This is a genomic window from Candidatus Bathyarchaeia archaeon (assembly GCA_038873195.1).
GTDB lineage: Archaea > Thermoproteota > Bathyarchaeia > Bathyarchaeales > Bathycorpusculaceae > DSLH01.
In genome coordinates, this window is the sequence record JAVZEV010000001.1 from 779041 (window position 1) to 795995 (window position 16955).

A 16955-nucleotide genomic window follows, 5' to 3' on the forward strand; every position below is an offset into this window, starting at 1 on the left:
CGTGATTTTAATGCCTTCTTTAGTGAGATACCCCCCTTATATATACCTTGAATCTTTGGTTCAATTATAAACATTAAAAAATTAGGTTTGAGTCTGCCATTTCTCCTGTAGGAATTTTGGTATGTCTGAGGAGTCCCGTGGTCCGACGAGAACTTGCCATCCGCTGAGTTCTTCAATTTCGCCGCTGAGGCGCGCTGCTTTTCCGGGGATTATGAGTTTTTTGTGTTTAACTTTGTTTTCTACTCCAGACGCTTTAATGGCATCGGCAACCTTTTCTGCTGTAAGTTTTCTTCCCGCTACTGCACTGTCTACGGCTATGCCTTCAGTGTCAACAACCAGCAGATACGCGTTCACCTTTGCATTCTCAATGTCTGAAGCAACTGTGTAATATGTCAAAGCAAAGTTAGTAGTAAACATCACAGGCGAATTCTCGTCTGGAGTCCCAAAGACCTTCAAGCCGGGTTCAACAGCAACTGGCTTGCGCGGGTCTGTGTAAATGTTCTGTCGCAACACGACTGGCGGAAGAAGAGACCAACCATCAACACTATGCATTATCACAACGTCAGCAAAGCGAGTAATAAGCAACCCAGCCAAATACGCTTCTCGCCACTTCGCAATTTCTTCCGGTGCTTCACCACGGTCAACCCAGGCCGTCATAGGCACACCCATCAAAGGAAAACCAAAAAGCTCATCGCCCCGCTTGCAAGCGGCTCTGCGAATCATTGTAAAATTGTTAATCGTGTCAGCCAGTCCATCGCTTGAGAAAGTGCCCGGGTCCAACACTATGTCTTCGACGCCATATTCGAGTAAAGTCTTCGCCAAAGAACGCAGTAGCTTCAGATTGTTAGGCGCAAAAACCGTCACGGGACAATTATACATTAATGCAAGCTCAGCCATGTCCTTCCAGTTTTCCTTCGTTGCCGCATACAAAAGCGGACGTGCCTTCGGTGCAGCCATTAATCCAGCTTCCAAAACATTCGGGTTTAAAGAGCACAGAATCAGTGGCAACCGAGTGTTTTCAACAACTTTCTTTACTGTCGCCTTGAATTTTTCCGGGTCATTCGACGTGGAGCGAACGGCAATCATGTCAAGCTTTAACGTTTGCCCAATGTATTCGAAATTGAACTGTTCAGTCCGCTTTATCCGGTTCATTATTTCTTCGTCAGACATTTCGTCAGTAACGTCAATCGCAATGGCAGTGGGATTAAAATATGCAAACTCGTGGCGATACATTACAAGTTTTCCGCCAATCTTCACTGCCTTGTCGCCAACGCCAACAACAATCTCTTTTATGGCGGGTTTCAGCATTTCCTTCAATTGCTTGTAGGCTTTCTCATGCTCCTTAGTCAATAATGGAGGACACTTCTCAATGGCGACTTCACGATTAACAACCTTCGTTGCAAAAGCCATACAGTTCTCTTCGCCGCATTCTTTACAGTTAGTTTTTGGAAGAAGCTTGTAAACATCAATGGGGCTTAGTTCTTTTACGCCAACTTTTCCCTTTCCTTCTTTCTCACCCATAAACACACACTCCATTTCTAAACTTTAGCAGAAACCCACTCAACAAGCCTATCCGCATTGCCAGAACCGCTACTCGTCAACTGTTTCGTTACGTCCTTAAGAGTTTTCACAGCAGCCGGATGCATCATCATAAACAAGTCCACACCAGCAAGCAGCAAAGTCAACGCGGTAGTCACTTCCCATAAGGGTCCACGCAGTTCACGGGGCTCCCACTCCGGCGCCATCTTCAACCACGCTTCTCTCGCCGCCCAAGCGTTTGTTGTTCCAGAAGACATTGGATGCGCAAGTTCCGGGTCGCCCATCAAAGCTGCCAGCCTAGCCCTTTCCATGTTAGTAAAAGCGTAGTCAAGACCATAACCTAAAGCGGCAGTTGTCAAGTCCATGACAATGTCTTCTTTCGGTAGAAAATCATACAATCTACGATTAAGCTCTCGGGCTAAATTCAAATCCATAGGCGTAAAGGACAAGGCTACATGCCCATTCTTTTTAACAAATTTCGCGCAACGTTCAACATCCATGTCCCGCGTTAATGAACTAATCAGAAAACGTTCACCAGCAAAAGTTTCAGTAATCTCCGCAAAAACATCCGCATCTTTAACAGGGTCACCGCAACCGCCAATCACAAGCGGCACATCCACAGCCTGCGCAACAGCCTCCACCGTTTTAACCGCATCTTTCGGCGACGCATCCTTAACCAACGGATCAATAGTAATCAAGTGAATCGTCACCATGTCAGCCCCAAACTTTTCAACAGCAAGCTTAGCCCAAGCCGCAGGGTCACCCAAAACTTCTTTCACATGCATTTTCACAGCTTTCGCAAGCGGCACTTCCATGTCAAAAACATCCAATGTCACAACAGGAGGATGCAAAGTCGGACGCTCAAAAGTGTAGAAGGCAGGAGTGGTTTCGCCTCCGATAACGAGAGACTTTCCGCGAGTCCCTCCTTCGCTTTTTGTGGCGCCAAGTTTTACCTCAACAACCTTGCCCGGATAAGTTTCTATTGGTGGAATAAAATCTGTCTCAATTATCGTAGTGGGCTTAGCCTTTGCTGGAGCCGCAATCTTTGGCAAAGCCATCGTGGGAGCAGCAACAGCGCCGGGTTGAAGCCAAATCTCCAAGTCGCCCACGTTCATCTCAAAATCTTCAAGCTCAATCTCCTGAAGCTTCGCAAGAAGCTCTAGCAAACGCGGGCTAAGCTTAAGCCCGAACGCTTCCTCTTCTTTCTTCTTTTCTGGCAAGTCTTTTTCACCTTTTCTCAGACTTTTCGCTTTTCATTGAGCGGATGATGACCTTCTTGGCGTAGATTTTGGCGTCTTTCAATATGATTTTGAACCCGCCTGCGGTTATCGGCAAGGTTGCTGCAGTGGCAACCGGAACCATCGGCGCTTCTTCTTTCGCTTCAGCTGGCACCGCTTCTTCAACAGCCACAGCTTCTTCCTTCCAACTTTCCACAACCGGATGATTACGCTCCTTAAGGAAAGCCTTCAACTCATCAATTGTTTTAGCTTGTTCTTCTGTAGCAACTTTGTCGGCAATCTCGGCTGGAATGAAATCCTTAACTCTTTCCTTAACCTCTTTCGGCATCCAAACCACTCGTTTCCATCCACCGTCTGCTTGCAGAAACTTCTGCGAACGCATGTACTCAATGGATATTCCGTGGAAACCGTCAACTTGGCGACCGCCAGCCGTCGAGTCCGCTAAAGTGGAGAATGGCAACCCATTCACAGTCACGTCCTTGTAGCCTCTGTGAACTATGCCGAAGCCATCCACCTCTGGAATATAGAAAGCCACACCTTCGAAGCAACCGCAAGAAGTGTGCGGATAGCCAAAAGCCGTGTAAAGCCACACTTTCGTTATTTCGCCAAGAGTCCTTTTCTTCACCGCTTCGTCCACGCCAGAGTACTCGCCCTTAACAGGATCTAACAATTCGCCTCTTTCAATCGTGAACACCGGTCCCTTAGGGTCTATGCTTGCCGCGGCTCTGCCGTCAAACCAGCTTATAGCTCCACAGTTTGAATACCGCTGAGGCGTAATTACGCAACAATGGGTTGGAGCAAAAGACTGACATAAGACGCACCCGTAAAACTTGTCAACTTCCTCATCCTTCAAACCTCGAGCCCTCGCATCTCTTGCATCGTAGATTTGCAAGGCCTCATCGTAAAGTCCTTTCACTTTTTCTGCATCAGTTATGAAAGTAACCTGCATTTTCTCGATTATTGGCAGTTCGCTTTTGAAGAGTCTGTGCAAAACTTTGCCTATGAAATCGAAGGAGTTTAAGCCTTTCTCAAAAGATTTCTTGCTTAGTCTCAGCCAAATGTCGTAGCGTTGGTTAAGGTGCATGAAGCCTTCGATGAAGTTGCAGTAGGCGTGAATTCGCCTTTCGATTACGCCTTCAAGTTCGGGTTCAAGTTTGGCACCAGCAACTTCTATGACGATGCCCAGAGGATAGGTTTTGCCTTCTTCCATGTCCTTTATGTCTGGTCCTATGACTGTTACTTTTCCATCTTCAACTTCTTCTGGCTTTTTTACTCTTGCAAGTTCAAATTTTTCTTTAATGTCTGGTCCGCCGAGTTCCACGTACATGTCTTTTCTACGGATTCTTTCGCCTTCGTAGATTACGCCTACATCTACTGGTATGTCCTTAAACATTGACATTTGCTATTTGCCTCCTTCCTCAAACTTTTCAATTATTACTCTAAGATTTTCCACCCAGTCTTTCACTGAAGTGTTTGGGAAAGACCAACTTGCATGCGGGTGGTAAACGTTATCCAACGTTATCGTTTTAAGATTTGGGGCGAAATGCTTCAATCCAGAAAGGATTGTCCACTCCATGTAGTAAGGAAGCCCAACAAACAATGCTAAATCATGCGGTCCCTTGCCGTCTATTCCAGACCATTCCGCATCCACGAGTCTGTTGCCAATGTCTACTACAGGCATGAAACCAGCTGGTTTGTATTTTCGCTTGTGAAATTCGCTGATGATGTGGGCTGTGGCTACGACTGGAATTTTCGCTTTCTTTGCAAGCTCAATCATAAGGTCAATCAGTTTTTTCTTATCCAGTTCGGTTTCAACAGCCTTATGACCAACAACGAGAATTGGATGCTTAGCCTTCTTAATCATTGCAGCAACAACTTCCGGCTTCGTCACCACCAGAGCCTTTTTCGGTCCGGGAATTTCAGCCGTTTGCCAAGGTTCAGCAGCCATGCCTTTTCACTCCTTTTTCTTCCTAATCAGCCTAGGAAGAAGCGTCGGGTCAGGAATCACCGTTTCTTTCCACCCCTTCTCCTCAAGAATCTTAACTATTTCATCCTTCATCGTCACGGGCACGTCAGCAATTGTACGCACGAACAAATGGATATCTTCAGGCATCGTTCCATACAATCTCTTGTGCAAATCAATGTAATGCGTGAGCTTGATAGCTCTTCCCTTCATCGTGTCATTTGGACGCATACAAAGTTTAGCAATCATGACCATGGCTTCTTCCTTAGTTTCTGCAGTATAGAACAAATGTTCAGGCGTCGGTCCAACATACACTTTCTCTCCAGTCCGCGCGTCATACACGTACCAGTCTTCCTCACGGTCAGCCCTTCCAAGAAGCATACGCCGGTATTTAATGCCATGCGGACCCACAATAACTGGCACGCCGAGTCGCCAGAACCCGCTTGCGATTGACGCTGCCTTTTGAGAGTAAGCGCCCCATGCAACACCAACCGCGCCAACGCGGTTCAGTATGTAATCAGCTATTTCTTCATAGTTAGCTCTCAAATTTCTCTTTGCAAAAATGTTCGCGATTTTTATTGCAGCTCCAGCAATGTGCGAGTTCGAAACGCAGGAACCCACGTTAACAAGACAGCCAGACGTGAACTCACCTGTGAAATACTCGTAGGGTGTTTTTCCCTCTTCATTCTTGTACATAGCCGCCGACATGGCTGAGCAACCAGAAGTCACAACTATGAAGCGTCTATTCGCAAACTCGGTGCAGATTTCAGCAACTTCCTGCCCGCCCTTCGGGTAGTTAGAGCAACCCACAACGGCAACCACGCCTGGAATTTCACCTAGCACAATGGGGCTGCCAACGTTTCTTATTTCAACATCCTGTATCGCGCCTCTTCCAGCTCTCACCTTGTAAGTCTCTTCCTTCAGTTTTTTCTCTCCAGCCTTAACGATGAAGCTGTGAACTGTCAAGCCTACCGGACAAGCATGTTCGCATCGTCCACAACCCACACATAACTCGTATAAGTCAGCAAGCTTTGCCAAGTTACCCGTGGCCGCGGCTTTAATTGCCTCCGGAATGTGCAGGTCTTGTGGACACGCCCTTCTACAGTCGTTGCATTGTCTACATTCTTTTGCACGTTGAATGACCTCGTCGACTTCGGGAATTACCTTAAACTTCTTGCGTAACGGAGCAACCTTTAATGCTAATTTTACGGCGACTTCACCAACTTTTTCTGGGTCAAGAATTAAAGCTCCAGGAGCCTTTCCATTCAATAAGTCCTCGACTATAGCGTCAGCAGGGTCGTTGGTGCGGTTCGGCAAACCCATACAATTCTTTTCGGAAGCAACAATCACAGGTGCCTTAATACGTTGAGCCTCAAAGAAGGAGTCCGCTCTGACGCATTGTTCATCCAGCACAACAACGTCAGGAACGCCGCTTCGTATGAAACGAAGTTGCCAAGATATTGGACCAATAATCTTGCCACGCTTATAATACCGTGTTATGTCGTGGGCTGTGCAACATAATCCGCAAACTTCGATTTCCCCGTCATGTCCGTTGTCTTTCATATAATCGATTATGCCAATAGAAGGAACAACATTGTGTCCTATGCAGAGAATCACCGGCTTCTCCACGTTTATTGTTCCATACCCTAAGTCTACAAGTGGCGCTTCAGGGTCAGCCTTGGGAAAACCATAAGCTGCTATTTGCGCTATGTCTGCAACTTCCATCCCAACATGGTCAACCATGCCAGCATGCAAAACTTTTGACTCAAAGTCAAGGTTACTTCCTTCTTGTCCCGTGTGCGCAACAGACAAAAGATGCGTAACTTGAGTTTCGACGTAATCCAAAACTTCTTCTAAATCGCCAAGCGTTTCAGGTTTTACTCCACAAACGAGACGGGTTACTGGCGCCTCAACTTTAATGTTTAAGCCACCTACGTCAAGAGGATAATTGTGCCCAAATTTTTCGATTAAATGTTCAAGTAAGTGGCGAGCGTGACCAATGTGTGTTGCAGCGCCGATGCAGCATGCCAAAAGCACAATGCGAGATTGCTGGGCTGACATGTTTATTCCGCATGCTCCGCGTTTGTCGCCGGTTAAGTCGCACTTTCCAAAAGTGCAGAGACAGCAAACGTCACAGTATGGCAGATAAAAGGGTTTGTAGCGTTGGAGAAGCTTAAAGTCCCATTCTCTCAGTGCCGTAAGCGAAGGAAAAGGTGTCGGTCCCATCGGTTCAGTCCACGTTTCGGCAACAAGTTTGCCGAATGAAAGTTGAAGGTTTTTTATAAATCCAACATCAGTTTTTAACTCGTCAATTTTTATGTTAACGCCTTTTTTACTCACTCAGAGACACAACCTAAAGAGTTTAGAAGATGTATCCTTATCGCTGCGTTATTTTAAGTTTTTCTAGAACCTTTTTCCATTAAACGTAAAGCAAAAAGTAGATGCTACTTTACGATTTTACGTATCCAGCATTTTCCATTATCTTTTTCACGGAAACATACGCTGGAGAATTTGAAGGTAAAGCCAGCAAGGATTTTCCAGCTAGAACATGCTCCTCGACAGCCTCATCAAAAGCTATTTTGCCTAAAAATTTATGTTTCAACGTCTTTTCAGCATTACCCGCTAGACTTTCTGGAAATCGGAAACCGCCAACAACATAAAAGTTTCTGAAATCAATCTTGACCTCTTTGGCTATGCGATGTGCACGTTCAACATGGTCGAAGGATTTCTTAGAAGGGTCCAAAACGTCGAAGATGTCATCAACTTTTGACGTGATTCTTCGGTTTAAGTGTTCCAAACCCGCTGGAGAGTCGATTAGAACATACTTGTAATTTTTGGTTAATGATTCTAATGCTCCCTTTAGGGCTGCGTTGGGCAGGCAATAGCATCCTTCAACCCACTTCGTTCCAAGCGCTATAAAATCGAAATAGTCACCCTCGAACAGGCCATACGACCAAATTCTATTTTCAATCCTTTCAGTAGGCGCAACACCAATTGTGGTTCCGCCTTGCTCCAAAAAAGTTTCAACCAGCAATTCCGAAATTGTCTTTTTACCCGCATCTTTCAGGTCTACGCCTAACATTTCGCCCAAGTTTTGGTCTGGGTCAGCATCAACAAGTAACAAGGGTGATTCGCCGATTTCCATGAAATATTTTGCCATCAAAGCCACAAAACTTGTTTTTCCCGTGCCTCCGCGTCCTATTGTGACAAGCATTTTCACGTTCTCTTTTCTCCTTTTTATCTACTAGATTCTGTTTCAAACGTATTTAGATGTTGTTAGCCATTAACTTTTCACACAACCGCTCTATGGCAAGTAACGCTTCAGACTTCTCAAGTAAAAGTGGAGTTTTCCCCAGCATTTCTGCCTCTACAACTGTTTGGTCGAAAGGAACAAAATCCAAAACTTCCAAACCATTTTCCAACGAATATTTTTTGATGCTTTCCTTTTGCACATAGTTTTCGATTTTGTTTCCAACAAGAAAAACCCGTTTCATACCTGCCTTCGCGGCTAAATCATGAATGCTTTTTGCAGTTTCAAGAGACTTCATATTCGCATTTACAACAACAAGCATCGTGTCAACGTGCTGCGCTGTTCCACGACCAATGTGTTCAACACCAGCCTCCATATCCAAAACCACAGCTTCATTTCGCTCCACAACTAAATGGCGAAGCAAAGCGCGAACAACGGCGTTCGCCGGACAAGTGCATCCAGAACCCATTGACCGCACAGTTCCCATAACAATTAAGCTCACACCAAAAGGAGTTTCAACCGCATAGTCGTGGGCAATATCGTCGACAGTGAAGGATAAGCGAAAAACGCCCGAATAGCCCGTGCCAGTTTTAGATTCCACCAACTCTTTATTTTCTGATATAGGCATTATTTTTCGAGCTTCTTCAGGTGACAAACCTAAAGTTAAAGCAAGATTCGGCGAAGGGTCAGCATCAATAGCTATCGTTTTTAGTCCTTTCTTCGCAAAAAGGCAGGCAAGAGCTCCAGCAATTAGCGTTTTGCCAACCCCGCCCTTTCCAGAAACAGCAATTTTCACTCGACATGCCTCTTGCTGATTAACTCTCGCAAAATTATTTACACTTTTCTACGCTGCAGCTTTGCAACTGTTAGAGAAACAGGTCCTTTTCTGGTGGTCTTACCAGTTCTGTTGCTTTCGCGTTTTCGAATTTTTGATATTTGTAGCCGCGGATTAGCGCTACTGGAACAGCCTCGTCTGCTTGTCCTATCACTAACTCAGCAGCGGAACAAAGCTCATCAGCCACAGCCGTTTGTTTCACCCTCAAAACGTAACCGAACAAGTCCTTCTCGCCACGCCTGTCTCGAATCGGCTTTATCCCAGCCACTCCAATAGCCACGTTTATTTCACCCTCCCTTAACGGACGCCCATGCGTGTCCGAAATAATCACTGCAACATCACAACCAGTCAACCGCTTAACCTCCTGCCTAATCCTTTCCGCAGAAGCGTCTGGGTCATCAGGCAACAAAGCAACAATCCTTTTGCCAGGCACATTAGACTTGTCAACACCAGAATTCGCACAGACAAACCCATGCTTGGTTTCCGTGATAAGCTTACCGTCGCCCATTCGCTTGATACTTTTAGATTCTCGGAGGACGACTTCAACCATGGCAGGGTCCTTATCGAATTGTGCGGCTATACTTTTCGCAAACTCCGACGGCACAACATCATCAAGGTTCACAATTTTGCCTTCAGCGCGCGAAGCAATAACATGCGTAACCACGAGTATGTCTCCATCGCGGATTGGAGTTCCCTGCTTTTCTGCTGCCTCGCAAATAAGTTTGGCTAAGTTGTCGCCTTCTTTAATTATTGGCAACCCATTGATTCCAATTATTTGAATTATGCTCATAGCAGCGCCACATCGGCATTAATATAAGAGGAGTGGTTCTTTACAATTTCGCTGAACCCCACCAATCACAACCAGAAAGCTGCTCAACAACACTCTTGGCAAAAAGGGATTGTTTAAACGCAATTTTCACACATTTTGCAACGCGTCTACGAAAGATTTTTAATCTCAACACTATTTTCTCTTTAGTCAAGATGATGTTTCAATGAAAATATTACATGAATTTGTTCCAACACGCAAATTTCTAAAAATCGCAGAAGAAGTCAAAGATTTAGTTGACGGATGGAACGTCACCGACAGCGCAGCGGGACTCCCAGCGCCAAGCGGCACAGCCGTAAGCTGCGTACTCAAGGCTAAGTATCCCGACAAGATGGTGATACCAATCTTCATATTGCACTATAAAGGTCCAGTGGAAGTGGGAGGTTTAGCTTTAGCAGCAGACGCCGTAGGCCTAGACGGCCTCGTGCTCTCTATGGGCGACGTCCCAAAATATGGAGAGCCAATAAAAATGCTCAAATCTTCAGAGGAAGCCCGAGATTTCCTGCGCACGACAGTACGCTTAAAAAATCTGAAGCTGGGCTCTTTGCTTACGGCTCGCCGTTCCATTGAGGACAGTATCGCCAGAGTGAGAGAACCATGGGACTTTGTTTTCTTCATGAGACTGGAAGATAAAACCTTCCCAGCACTGGAGCAAATAGCCAAAGAATGCAAACGCCTAAACAAGCCAATATACACGTACTTGCTGGTGGAAACACCCAAAAACGTGGAAACTATGAAAATGATTGGTTGGACAAGCACCACCAGCATAGACCGCGTTGAAGATTATGTGGCAAAATTGGAAGGCATCGTAGATGGCGTAATCGCAACATGCGCTGGAGACCACGAAGGCGACAAAGAACTACTAGGAAAACTTCAGAAATTCAGAAAATAAAATAAGGTTTAACTCATAACCCTTTTACCTTTTTGTTTTTAGTTTCACAGAATATTCTACACCATTAATGAAGAAAAAAGGCTTTTCCGAAACTTTTAAACTTAAACACAAATGTTATTCTCTCATAAAGTGGGTTATTCACATGAGCTTTAATAAGATAAGCTTTGAAGAATCCTTAGGAAAAAATGTTGTCGCCGCAGGGAAATGTGTTGGTTGCGGCACATGCGTTGTCATTTGTCCTTTCGGTTGTTTAGAATATATGAAAGGCGAGCCGCGAATAGTTAAAGAGTGCAAAGTCTGCGGCATCTGCGCACAAACCTGCCCAACATACGAGTGGTCATGGTTGAAAGTGGAAAATTTTGTGTTCGGCAGAGAACGAAAGGCTGAAGAAGAATTCGGCGTCTATCGCAGGCTCGCGGTAGCTAAAGCGAAGAATAGTGAAACACTTGAGGTTTGTCAAGATGGCGGCGTTGCTACGGCACTGTTGCTTTTTGCTATGGAAAAAGGAATTATTGATGGTGCAGTCGTCTCTGGAATCGGTGGTGAAAAACCGTTTTACCCAATTCCAAAGTTAGCCACAACACAGAAGGAAATTATGGAATGTGCCGGAACAAAATACTCCTATTCGCCCAACATTCTCGCATTGACTGAAGGAATTAAACAAAAAAAGACGAGTTTAGCATTTGTTGGGACGCCTTGCCAAATTCGTGCAATAAGAAAAATACAAATGTCAGGCTTAAAGAAATATAGTGCGCCTCTAAAATTTTTAGTTGGACTCATGTGTTCAGAATGCTTCACTTACGAGGGACTAATGGAAAACCACATCAGAGAAGCATTAGGCGTAAACTTGAACTCGATAAAAAAGATGAATATTAAAGGAAAAATGCTCGTCACAACAGAGTCAGAAGTAAAAGCTATTCCCTTAGCTGATGTTAAGCAATACGTCAGAAAAAGCTGCAGATTCTGCGATGACTTCAGCTCTGAATTGGCAGACATATCCGTCGGCGGTCTCGGACTCGACGGCTGGACTTTCGTGATAATACGCACAAAAGAGGGAGAAGAACTCTTTGAAGCAGCAGAAAAAACTGGAATAATTGAAACTCGACCAGTAGAAAAAGGCGAGTTTGCGCTTAGTTTACTCTTAAAGCTTTCAGCGAAAAAACGAAAAACCGCAAGCGAAGAAATAGCTCAGCCTAAGAGCTAATCCACCCGTTAAAAGCACATATTTCACTCAATGGTTTTCGAGGAGGAAGCTGCGGTTTTTCACTTGCATACCCCATGATAACCATAGCTTGCGGTTCAAATTCTCTCGGCAGTCGCAGAACTTCTTTTATAGCTTCTTGACAGAAAAGTGGTGCGCAAATCCAACATGCGCCAAGTCCGTGGTGATGGGCTAAGAGGAGCAGGGTTTGGATGTATGCTGCTACGCTTTGAGTTGCCATTAAGTATTCAGCCTTTCGCCTTCGCTGGTCTGGATATTCGTACATGTCTGCCATTGTTACACAAGCAATCATAACAATTGGGCTTTTTGTGATTCTATCCAAACTCTCAACTTTCACAATCTTTTCAGCTTCCCCTTTGGGAACACCATCCTTAAGCATGTCAAAAAGCCATACTTTGCCCATTTTAGCGGCTAATTTTTTCTTTACTTCGTCATCGTCTATTACTATTATGCGCCATGGCTGAGCGTTGTGAGCAGAAGGAGACCACCGTGCCAAATCTAAAACGGCAGTTATGAGTTCACGTGAAACTTTAGTGGACGTGAATCTTCTAATACTTCTTCTCGACTTTACCAGTTCAGTTATATCCAAATTTATTCCTCTTTCCACGTTCTTTATTTGAATTGTAAGTTTTTAAAATCGTGGTTTAGAGTCAGCTTTATGAAGTTAAATGAGAGCTTTACCCTTGTGAATGTTTATGGGATTCGTGACAGCTCTTGCTGGCGGAGTAGGTGCAGCCAAACTGTTACGCGGTCTTATTCAGATAATCCCACCGCAGGATTTAGTGATTGTTGGTAACACAGGCGACGATGCAGAACTTTATGGACTCCATATAAGCCCAGACTTGGACATAATCATGTACACGCTAGCCGGGATTATTGATGAAACGAAAGGGTGGGGCGTTTCTGGCGACACATTCAACTGCCTCGACTTGCTGGGTAAGCTTGGACTTGAAACATGGTTTAAGCTTGGCGACCGCGATTTGGCAGTTCATATCTTAAGAACAAAAATGTTGAAGGAAGGCATGACGCTTTCACGGGTCACAACAGAACTCTGCAAGATGTTTGGAGTCGAAGCCAAACTCGTGCCCATGAGCAATGACCCTGTGAGAACTAAAGTATTGTCGGGCATGCTTCGCCTTGAGTTTCAGGAATACTTTGTAAAAAGAGAAACCAAAGATGCAGTAACTGGCGTGTTGTTTGAGGGAGCAGAAAACGCTAAACCCACACCTGGCATAATCAAGGCAATAAGGGAAGCAGACCGCGTTGTCGTATGCCCAAGCAATCCTATATTGAGCATATTGCCTATACTCGCAGTTTCGCCAATCAGAAAAGAGTTACAAAAAACTAATGCGTATGTTGTTGGCATCAGCCCAATCATAGGCGGAAAAGCGCTCAAAGGACCAGCAGATAAAATTATGGCTAGTATGGGATTGGAAGCCTCAGCATATGGCGTGGCTAAATTTTATGCAGACTTTCTTGACCATTTCATAATAGATAAGGTCGATGAAGACTATAAGAGACGGATAGAAGAGTTAGACGTAAAAGTAACTGTTACTGATACGGTAATGAAAACTCTGGAAGATTCTATTCGTTTGGCTAAAATCGCCATGGAAGTGAAGTGATGATTGATTATATTTCACGAATTTCGCATTGAAGTTTCTTTATGATTTCTTCAGCCTTTGCTGGTTCGACTTTTAAAGTGTAAAGCTTCCTTGGCGTGCGCAGTTTCAGTTTTACAACATCCTTTAATCTTTTCACTGCACAGTAATCCGCACGCTCACTTATGCTGATGAATTTTTCCTCGTCAAAGATTTCAGAGGGCATGAATCCTCCCACGTTAGACACTTCTTGAGTGACGCCACATTTTTATCTGTTTTGGTTAGGCACAATCTCCAACTTTAAGAGCAAATGATATCTGCAATTTCCAACAAAGAAGAACACAAAGGAAGAGAAAGAATGGCAAAAAGAAAGCTTGAGGGAATTTTTGTTCCACACGTAACGCCTTTCAAACGTGACGGCAGTCTTGATGAAAAAGCGTTAAGAACATGCGTAAGGTTTTGGCTGGAAGGCGGAGTTTCTGGACTCGTGTCGTGTGGAAGCAACGGAGAAGCACCGTATCTATCTAGGGAAGAAAGGAAAAAAGTCATAGAAACAGTGATGGACGAGGTTAGCGAAAAAACAATCGTCATCGTTGGGACCGGCAGCATAAGCACTAGAGAGACTATTCTGTTCACAAAGGACGCAAAAGATGCTGGAGTTGACGCAGCACTTGTGGTCACACCGTTTTATTTCAAACTCTCAAACAAAGAAGTGCTAAAGCATTATGAGGCTTTGTTGGAGACTGTTGACCTTCCAATCATTCTCTACAGTGTCCCAAAATTCACGGGTTATTCTCTCGAACCAAACTTGATACAACAACTCGCATCAAAATACGAAAATGTTATCGGAGTTAAAGACAGCAGCGGAAACCTTGGCACTATAACTGAAACTATAAGGTTGGTTGGCGACAAAATCTCAGTTCTGGCTGGAACAGCCGAAGTAACTCTTCCCACACTAATCGCGGGCGGAAGCGGTGCAGTCATAGCCGTTGCAAACGTGTTCCCAAAACTATGCAACGAAATTTATGAAAGTTTTAAAAGAAGAAACTATGAAAAAGCGGGTAAACTACAGCAACAAATATCGCACATAAACGAAATACTCGTGAAAAAATACAACCAACTATCATCCATAAAAGAAGCACTAAACATTTTAGGACTGCCAGGGGGATATCCGCGTATGCCATCTTTGCCATTAGAAAAGGAAAATAGAAAGGAAATTGAGACTTTTGTGAAAAATTTGTCTGCTATGCCTTTGTATGGAAAAATTAAGAAATTATGAGGATATTTTATGTTCGCATTAACAAAAGATGACCGCCAATAAGAGCCAATAAAAATCAATAACTATATATATAACCTAATGTTCACTGATATCTGATGACGATGAGACTCACCCTTACAATCAAAGCCGACGAGCTGAAACTTGCACAATTATTAGACAAATTCTCAGAGCAATATAGAGCAACTTATGCGCTCAAACGCAAAAACGGCGAATTCATTCTCCAAATGAACACAGACAACTTCGGCGAACTAGTGAGAAGACTAAACCACCTAAAAGATTGCATCTTCAAAGTTGAAGAAATACACGGTGGAGGATTATTGGAAAAACTAAACGTGAAGCCGATAAAAACTAATGTTGACGCCTTAGTCGGCAAGGAAACAGTGGCTAAAACTGATGTCGACCCAATCAATGGTGGTGTAGTCAAGCTCATGGGTGAACTGTGGTTTTGCCGACCAGAACAAGATAAAGTTATAAAAGAAGGAACAAAAGTAAGAATTGTGAGGGTAGAAGGAGTTAGCCTTATAGTGGAGGAGGTGGAAGAAACAGATGTTTGAAACGATACTACTAACCATGATAATAGCCCCAATAATAGTAGTTGTCATAGCGTTTCTGGCTTCTGGAGTGCGAAGAGTAAACCAATACGAAAAAGGAATCGTTGAAAGATGGAACGCTTACGAAAAAACCGTTGAGCCAGGGTTAAGGTTCATAATACCCTTCGTTCAGAGAATGTTTCGCGTCAACATGCGAGAACAAGTCATCGATGTACCGCCGCAAGAAATTATCACAGAAGACAACGTTGTTGTAACAATCGACGCCATAATCTATTATCAAGTGATTGACCCGAAGAGGGCGCTTTATGAAGTGGAAGACTTTGAACTTGCTATAGTAAAGCTTGCGCAGACCACATTGAGGAACATTGTAGGCGAAATGTCGCTGGACGTATGTCTAACGTCAAGAGAAAAAATAAACACAGAACTCAGGAAAGTCTTAGATGAGGCTACAGATAAGTGGGGCGTCAAAGTTAACAGAATAGAACTTCAGAGAATTGACCCCCCAAGCGACATCCAACAAGCAATGCACAAACAGAAAACAGCAGAACAAGAAAGAAGACAAATGAGACTTATAGCAACAGGAAGAAAAGAAGCCGCAGCACAAGACAGAGAAGCTGCAATATTAAGAGCTCAAGGAGAGAAAGCAGCAGCAATACTGAAAGCTGAAGGAGAAGCTAAATCTATAGAAACAGTAGCAGCAGCACAAGCCCAAGCAATAAAAATGGTTTCCGAATCCGCAAACCAATACTTCAAAGAAAACGCTCAGCTAAACAAGAAATTAGACGTTATAAGAGACACATTCGCACAACAAACAAAGATAGTCGTCCCATCATCAGCGGAAATTCTTAACGTACTTGGGCTGGAAGGCGCACCATTGATTCCTATAAAGTCAGAAAAGAAGACAAATGAACAAGCTGAGGCAACGAGAGGATAACCAGTGTTTCAGCTCGAACTACTCTTCTGGCTTCTCATCATCATGGTATTATTACTAATAGTTTCTTCAGGAATAAAGAAAGCCGAGCCGAAAGTCAGAAGCTATGTAAAGGAGTTTCGAGAAGAACCCAGCGATGTGGATTTAAGACTTACCTACAAGAGATTCAAAGAACTTTATCCTTACTCTCAGATAACCTACCAAGAATATAAGAAACTGCAGATGGAAAGAGCCTTTAAACGAGCAGTAAGCTCAGAAAAGAACAAAAGAATGGTAAGATAAGTGGGCCGGACCGGATTTGAACCGGTGACCTTCCGCACGTCAAGCGGATGTCCTAACCGAGCTAGACTACCGGCCCTTGTATTTTCAGTAAAGGAGCCGTTATTAAAGAGTTTTTGGTCAATGTTGTTTAGGTCAATTGGGTCAATCTTGCTGTTCGTCTGCTTATTTTTAATAACTGAGTTAGCATACTCTAAACTTTGCTTGTGGTATTCAAACCTAGGCTTCTTTGTCGTTGGATCTAATCCTATGTAGTGCTTGACTCTATAGTAATTGTTGCCAATGCGCTGCAAGTAGCCTTCTTTTCCACAGACCCCACAGACAACCTTCATTCTAGCTTTCACCTCCCTACTGTTTTTGACTGCACCTTGGGTCAATCTAAGCATATAAAGACCATTAAAACTGGTTCGTTAACGGTTTAGTATGTATTCAATGCTAAAACAAACTATTTACATCAACCATAAGCAATACATTTTAAAGCATAATTCTGTCCTAGACAGGTAACAATAAACACATACTAAAAGGCTTGAAAATAGCTCTGTCCTGTCTGCA

At 43.9% G+C, this 16955-nt stretch carries 17 protein-coding genes and 1 tRNA gene; 7 read left to right on the forward strand and 11 right to left on the reverse strand.

The annotated features are described in order from the left end of the window. Positions 1-81 precede the first annotated feature (81 nt). The 8 genes from acsC to cofE all read right to left on the reverse strand — a co-directional run bounded on the left by acsC (position 82) and on the right by cofE (position 9615). Complete coding sequence (gene acsC / locus QXW63_04415; GenBank protein MEM3461137.1) at positions 82-1521, reverse strand: acetyl-CoA decarbonylase/synthase complex subunit gamma; 1440 nt, start codon at positions 1519-1521, stop codon at positions 82-84. Positions 1522-1538: 17 nt separating this feature from the next. Continuing rightward, complete coding sequence (gene cdhD / locus QXW63_04420; GenBank protein MEM3461138.1) at positions 1539-2759, reverse strand: CO dehydrogenase/acetyl-CoA synthase subunit delta; 1221 nt, start codon at positions 2757-2759, stop codon at positions 1539-1541. A 7-nt stretch (positions 2760-2766) separates the two neighbouring features. Next, entirely contained in the window at positions 2767-4176 is a 1410-nt protein-coding gene (gene cdhC / locus QXW63_04425) for a CO dehydrogenase/CO-methylating acetyl-CoA synthase complex subunit beta (GenBank protein ID MEM3461139.1), read from the reverse strand. A 3-nt stretch (positions 4177-4179) separates the two neighbouring features. Then, positions 4180-4725, reverse strand: coding sequence for a CO dehydrogenase/acetyl-CoA synthase complex subunit epsilon (gene cdhB, locus QXW63_04430; protein MEM3461140.1), 546 nt, complete (start codon positions 4723-4725; stop codon positions 4180-4182). Positions 4726-4731: 6 nt separating this feature from the next. Beyond that, on the reverse strand, positions 4732-7080 hold the full coding sequence (gene cdhA / locus QXW63_04435; GenBank protein MEM3461141.1) for a CO dehydrogenase/acetyl-CoA synthase complex subunit alpha: 2349 nt from the start codon (positions 7078-7080) through the stop codon (positions 4732-4734). A gap of 109 nt (positions 7081-7189) precedes the next feature. Next, positions 7190-7954 carry an AAA family ATPase gene (locus tag QXW63_04440; protein ID MEM3461142.1) on the reverse strand — a complete coding sequence of 255 codons (765 nt, stop codon included), beginning with the start codon at positions 7952-7954 and terminating at the stop codon, positions 7190-7192. A gap of 52 nt (positions 7955-8006) precedes the next feature. Then, on the reverse strand, positions 8007-8786 hold the full coding sequence (locus QXW63_04445) for an AAA family ATPase (protein MEM3461143.1): 780 nt from the start codon (positions 8784-8786) through the stop codon (positions 8007-8009). Positions 8787-8856: 70 nt separating this feature from the next. Then, complete coding sequence (gene cofE / locus QXW63_04450; GenBank protein MEM3461144.1) at positions 8857-9615, reverse strand: coenzyme F420-0:L-glutamate ligase; 759 nt, start codon at positions 9613-9615, stop codon at positions 8857-8859. A gap of 202 nt (positions 9616-9817) precedes the next feature. On the opposite strand from cofE, the gene QXW63_04455 reads away from it, so the two are divergent. Together QXW63_04455 and QXW63_04460 are read left to right on the forward strand one after the other, a co-directional pair. Continuing rightward, complete coding sequence (locus QXW63_04455; GenBank protein MEM3461145.1) at positions 9818-10543, forward strand: hypothetical protein; 726 nt, start codon at positions 9818-9820, stop codon at positions 10541-10543. Between the two features lie 142 nt (positions 10544-10685). Further along, entirely contained in the window at positions 10686-11747 is a 1062-nt protein-coding gene (locus QXW63_04460; GenBank protein ID MEM3461146.1) for a Coenzyme F420 hydrogenase/dehydrogenase, beta subunit C-terminal domain, read from the forward strand. Here QXW63_04460 and QXW63_04465 read toward each other — a convergent pair. Then, positions 11737-12354, reverse strand: coding sequence for a nitroreductase family protein (locus QXW63_04465; GenBank protein MEM3461147.1), 618 nt, complete (start codon positions 12352-12354; stop codon positions 11737-11739). The genes QXW63_04460 and QXW63_04465 overlap by 11 nt on opposite strands. A 106-nt stretch (positions 12355-12460) precedes the next feature. Here QXW63_04465 and cofD point away from each other — a divergent pair, with 106 nt between their 5' ends. After that, the gene (gene cofD / locus QXW63_04470) at positions 12461-13387 is read left to right on the forward strand and encodes a 2-phospho-L-lactate transferase (GenBank protein ID MEM3461148.1); all 927 of its coding nucleotides are present in this window, start codon (positions 12461-12463) and stop codon (positions 13385-13387) included. A 7-nt stretch (positions 13388-13394) separates the two neighbouring features. Here cofD and QXW63_04475 read toward each other — a convergent pair whose 3' ends face one another. Continuing rightward, positions 13395-13589 (reverse strand): 50S ribosomal protein L38e, encoded by a 195-nt coding sequence (locus QXW63_04475; GenBank protein MEM3461149.1) that lies wholly within the window; start codon positions 13587-13589, stop codon positions 13395-13397. Positions 13590-13721: 132 nt separating this feature from the next. Here QXW63_04475 and dapA point away from each other — a divergent pair, with 132 nt between their 5' ends. From dapA to QXW63_04495, 4 genes are all read left to right on the forward strand, one after another. Further along, positions 13722-14642, forward strand: coding sequence for a 4-hydroxy-tetrahydrodipicolinate synthase (dapA, locus tag QXW63_04480; GenBank protein ID MEM3461150.1), 921 nt, complete (start codon positions 13722-13724; stop codon positions 14640-14642). 95 nt (positions 14643-14737) lie between these two features. Further along, on the forward strand, positions 14738-15196 hold the full coding sequence (locus tag QXW63_04485; GenBank protein ID MEM3461151.1) for an NfeD family protein: 459 nt from the start codon (positions 14738-14740) through the stop codon (positions 15194-15196). Beyond that, entirely contained in the window at positions 15189-16127 is a 939-nt protein-coding gene (locus QXW63_04490; protein ID MEM3461152.1) for a stomatin-like protein, read from the forward strand. The genes QXW63_04485 and QXW63_04490 overlap by 8 nt, the downstream gene beginning before the upstream one ends. A gap of 3 nt (positions 16128-16130) precedes the next feature. Then, a complete protein-coding gene (locus tag QXW63_04495; GenBank protein MEM3461153.1) occupies positions 16131-16406 on the forward strand; it encodes a hypothetical protein in 276 nt (91 codons plus the stop codon). Between the two features lies 1 nt (position 16407). On the opposite strand, the gene QXW63_04500 is transcribed toward QXW63_04495, so the two are convergent. Beyond that, positions 16408-16482: transfer RNA gene (locus tag QXW63_04500), tRNA-Val, on the reverse strand. Positions 16483-16955: the final 473 nt, after the last annotated feature.

Bases quoted from the DNA above. Each gene is read 5' to 3' on its own strand.
- QXW63_04460 (MEM3461146.1), top strand. From the start codon at position 10,686: ATGAGCTTTAATAAGATAAGCTTTGAAGAATCCTTAGGAAAAAATGTT.
- dapA (MEM3461150.1), top strand. From the start codon at position 13,722: ATGGCAAAAAGAAAGCTTGAGGGAATTTTTGTTCCACACGTAACGCCT.
- QXW63_04490 (MEM3461152.1), top strand. From the start codon at position 15,189: ATGTTTGAAACGATACTACTAACCATGATAATAGCCCCAATAATAGTA.
- cdhB (MEM3461140.1), bottom strand. From the start codon at position 4,725: ATGGCTGCTGAACCTTGGCAAACGGCTGAAATTCCCGGACCGAAAAAG.
- cofE (MEM3461144.1), bottom strand. From the start codon at position 9,615: ATGAGCATAATTCAAATAATTGGAATCAATGGGTTGCCAATAATTAAA.
- cdhC (MEM3461139.1), bottom strand. From the start codon at position 4,176: ATGTCAATGTTTAAGGACATACCAGTAGATGTAGGCGTAATCTACGAA.
- QXW63_04475 (MEM3461149.1), bottom strand. From the start codon at position 13,589: ATGCCCTCTGAAATCTTTGACGAGGAAAAATTCATCAGCATAAGTGAG.
- cofD (MEM3461148.1), top strand. From the start codon at position 12,461: ATGGGATTCGTGACAGCTCTTGCTGGCGGAGTAGGTGCAGCCAAACTG.
- acsC (MEM3461137.1), bottom strand. From the start codon at position 1,521: ATGGGTGAGAAAGAAGGAAAGGGAAAAGTTGGCGTAAAAGAACTAAGC.
- QXW63_04440 (MEM3461142.1), bottom strand. From the start codon at position 7,954: ATGCTTGTCACAATAGGACGCGGAGGCACGGGAAAAACAAGTTTTGTG.
- QXW63_04485 (MEM3461151.1), top strand. From the start codon at position 14,738: ATGACGATGAGACTCACCCTTACAATCAAAGCCGACGAGCTGAAACTT.
- QXW63_04455 (MEM3461145.1), top strand. From the start codon at position 9,818: ATGAAAATATTACATGAATTTGTTCCAACACGCAAATTTCTAAAAATC.